The following is a 3,565-nucleotide window of genomic DNA, read 5'->3' as shown; positions in this document are numbered from 1 at the left end:
GGTCGGGCAGATCGGCCAGCGCCTGCTTCCAGTAGGCGACCTGCTTGGCGGCCAGCGACTCCGGATCGTCCTCGCTGCCGAGCAGTTCACGCTGCCAGATGCTGTAATCCGCGTACTGCACCGCCAGCGGCGCCCAGTTCGGCGCCTCGCCCGCCGACCGCGCGGCGTAGGCGATCATCAGGTCCCTGGTCAGCGGGCCGACCGAGGAGCCGTCACCGGAGATGTGGTGCACGACCATGGCCAGCACGTAGTCCACCGAGCCGTCCGACCCGGTCTGCGCGCCGCCGGCGATCTGGAACAGCGCGACCCGCATCGGCACCTCGGCGGTCACGTCGAAGATCGTCGACGTCAACGCCACCACGGCGGATTCGATCGCCTCGGGTGCGACCATCCGCACCTCGAGCCGCGGCACCGCTTGCGCCGGCGGCAGGATGACCTGCACCGGGCCGTTCTCGGTCTGCGGGTAGACGGTGCGCAGGATCTCGTGCCTGCTCACCAGGTCGGCGATGGCGGCACGCAGCGCGGCCACGTCCAGCGCGCCGGACAACCGCACCGCGATCGGCACGTTGTAGGCCGCCGACTGGGTGTCGAACCGGTTGAGGAACCACATGCGCTGCTGCGCCAGCGACAGCGGAATGTGCTCCGGCCGCGGCCCGGCGGTCAGCGCCTTGCGACCGCCCAGGTCGGCGTGCTGTTCCACCCGCACCGCCAGCGCGGCGACGGTGGAGGCCTCGAACAGCAGGCGCACCGGCACCCGGGTGTCCAGCGCCTCGCCGAGGCGGGCGGCGACCTGCGTGGCCAGCAGCGAGTTACCGCCCCAGGCGAAGAAGTCGTCGTCCAGACCCAGGCGCTTCGCTGTGCCAGTCCCCCGGTCGCTGCGCTCCTGCCCGCCGGATGCCCCTTCACGATCGGAGATGCGCAGCACCTCGGCGAAGGTGTTCGCCACGATCTGCTCGATCGGGGTGACCGGCGCGCGGAAGACCGCCTTCTCGAAGCTGGGCAGCGGCAGCGCCTTGCGGTCCAGCTTGCCGTTCGCGTTGAGCGGCAACGCCTCCAGCTCGATCAGTACCGACGGCACCATGTACGACGGCAGCTCGGCCGACAGCGCCGATTGCAGTGCGCGCTTGTCGAGCGCCTCCGCGGTGCTGGTCACCACGTAGGCGACGAGGCGGTCGCCGATGTTCGGATCGTGGTGCGCCACGACGGCGGCCGCGCTCACCGTGGCCTGCCGCAGCAGCGCGGCCTCGATCTCGCCGAGCTCGATGCGGAAGCCGCGGATCTTCACCTGGAAGTCGGTGCGGCCCCGGTAATCCAGCTCGCCGCCCGCGTTCCACGCCACCAGGTCGCCGGTGCGGTACATCCGCGTGCCGGGCGCGCCGAACGGATCGGCGACGAACCGGTCGGCGGTCAGCTCGGGACGACCGAAGTAGCCGCGCGCCAGCTGCGCGCCCGCCAGGTACAGCTCACCCGAAACACCGACCGGCACCGGCCGCAGGCGGGAGTCGAGCACGTAGACCCGGCTGTTCCACTCAGGCGCGCCGATCGACACCGCCGCCTGGTCGGCGTCGGTGACCAGGTGGCTGGTGATCGACACTGCCGCCTCGGTCGGACCGTAGAGGTTGTACAACTCGGCGGCATTGTCGCGGCGCAACCGCTGCGCGGTCGCGGCGGGCAACGCCTCACCGATGGCCAGCACCCGCCGCAGCGAGGCGGCCAGGCGGCCACCGGATTCGGTGAGCAACGAGTCCAGCATGGACGGCACCACGTGCAGGGTCGTGACGCCGGTGGCGCGCATCAGCTCGTTCAGGTACGCCGGGTCGCGGTGCCCGTCGGCGGAGGAGATCACCAGGCGGCCACCGGATACCGCGGCCGACCAGAACTCCCACACCGAGAGGTCGAACGTCGCCGCGGTCTTCAACAGCACCGCGTCGCGGGTGCCGAGCCCGAAAGCGCTCGTCTTCCACTGCAACTGGTTGACGATCGCCGCGTGCGGCACCGCCACACCCTTCGGCTGACCGGTCGAACCGGACGTGAAGATCACGTAGGCGGTGTTCGCCGGGGTCAGCGCGCCGCGCCGCTCGCCCGCGGGCACCGGGGTGCCGGCGTAGTCGGCGAGGTCGATGGCATCGATCTGCACGATGTCGGCCGCGGACGTGCGGAAGCCGTCGCGTCCGGTGGTCAGCACGCACACCGGTGCGGCGGTGGCGAGGATGTAGTCGGTCCGCTCGGCAGGCTGATCGGGATCGATCGGCACATACGCCGCACCGGATTTCGCGACCGCGTACATGGCGACCACGAGATCGCTGCTGCGGCGGATCGCCAGCGCGACCCGGTCCTCCGGGCCGACGCCGCGGCCGATCAGGTACCGCGCCAGGCGGTTCACCTGTGTGTCCAGCTCGGCGTAGGTCAGCTCGCGTTGACCGGTGGGCTCGTCGGCGACCAGCGCCACCGCCTCCGGCGTCGCGGCCACCGTGGCATCCAGCAACGACACCAGCGTCGCGGTACGCGTGGAGCCTGCCGAACGCGCGGCAAGCAGAGCGTCGACGTCGTATTCCGTCTCGTTCCACGTGGTGAGGATGCGCTCGGTCTCCTGCGGCGCGAGCAGATTGATCTCGCCCACGCGCACCGTGGCGTCGGCCAGCACGGCGTCGAGCACCCGCAGGAACCGGTCGGCGAAGCCCTGCACCGTGTCCTCGTCGAACAGGTCGATGGCGTAGCCGAATTCGGTGATGATCTCCGCCGGTGTGCCGTCCTCGGCGTACCGGTCGTACAGCGTGACGTGCAGATCGGTCTTGGCCAGCTGCGAATCGAAGTTCACCGGGCTGACCGTGAGCCCGGGCAGCTCGAAGGTGGTCTCGGCCAGGTTCTGGAACGACAGACCCACCTGGAACAGTGGGTTGCGCGCGGTCGAGCGCACCGGGTTGAGCACCTCGACCAGGCGCTCGAACGGCACGTCGGCGTTCGCGAACGCCTCCAGGTCGCGTTCCTTGACGTCGCCGAGCAGATCGGCGAATGAGTCACCAGCGTTTACTTCGGTTCGGAACACCAAGGTGTTGACGAACATGCCGATCAGGTTGTCGAGTTCACGTTCACCGCGACCCGCGATCGGCGTGCCGACCGCGATGTCGTCGGTGCCGGACAAACGAGCCAGCAGGACCGCGAGCACCGCGTGCACCACCATGAACGGCGACGCGTTGTGCGCGCGCGCCAGTTCGTGCAGGCGGGCGTGCCGCTGCGGGTCGATCTCGAAGCGGATCGCCTTGCCATGGAACGACTGCGCGGGCGGCCGCGGCCGGTCGGCGGGCAGCTCCAGCTGATCCGGCAGGTCGGCCAGCGCCGTCTTCCAGTACGCCACCTGCTGCGCGGCCAGCGATTCCGGGTCCTCCTCGGACCCGAGCACGGCGCGCTGCCACAGCGCGTAGTCGGCATACTGCACCGGCAGCGGCTGCCACTGCGGCGCCTCGCCCTGCACCCGGGCCATGTACGCGGCCATCACGTCGCGCGCCAGCGGACCCATCGACGAACCGTCGGCGGCGACGTGGTGCACCGTGAACGCCAGCACATG

Annotated in this window: 1 protein-coding gene; it reads right to left on the bottom strand. The window is 70.4% G+C overall.

Annotated elements, in window-relative coordinates; all coding sequences use genetic code 11:
* Positions 1–3,565, bottom strand: a 3,565-nt coding sequence (locus NA4_RS37430) for a non-ribosomal peptide synthetase (protein ID WP_157129551.1), incomplete at both ends; no start/stop codon positions are given.

Origin of the sequence: Nocardia amamiensis NBRC 102102 (assembly GCF_001612745.1) — a bacterium.
Taxonomy (GTDB): domain Bacteria; phylum Actinomycetota; class Actinomycetes; order Mycobacteriales; family Mycobacteriaceae; genus Nocardia; species Nocardia amamiensis.
The sequence above is the reverse complement of the archived record's forward strand: the minus strand, read 5'-3'. Positions and strand labels throughout refer to the sequence as shown.